General features: G+C 46.8%; 1 protein-coding gene. It reads right to left on the minus strand.

All coding sequences use genetic code 11. The annotated features are described in order from the left end of the window. Positions 1 to 145: 145 nt before the first annotated feature. On the minus strand, positions 146 to 355 hold a 210-nt coding region (locus P5674_RS26165), incomplete at its 5' end, for a hypothetical protein (protein WP_315670517.1).

Genomic DNA, 355 nt, shown 5'->3' on the forward strand with positions numbered 1-355 from the left:
ACCACTGCCAACCATCCATGATTAGGGAAACCGAATGTCCGGCTTGAACCACCGTCATGATTAAGCAGCGAAACAGGTTGATACGCTGCGCTCAAAAGGAGTAAGGGGAAAAGTAGGGTTTTATGTTAAACACCTGCACAGACCTTTAAAAGTACCCCGGTGGAGAGGACAAATCTAAAGATGGAATGCCCATATAAACGGAACGTTTTAAGTCCTCCTGGACTCTAACTATCTGGTCGAGGTAGTTAGTAGGGATAAGTGTAACCGCAAGTCCTAGAGGATGTGAGATGTGACCAGAAGCCAACGCCCGACCGTAATGGTAGGGATATGCTGACAGGTCACGGTTTGATTGTAT

Origin of the sequence: Limnospira sp. PMC 289.06 (assembly GCF_032350395.1) — a bacterium.
GTDB lineage: Bacteria > Cyanobacteriota > Cyanobacteriia > Cyanobacteriales > Microcoleaceae > Limnospira > Limnospira platensis.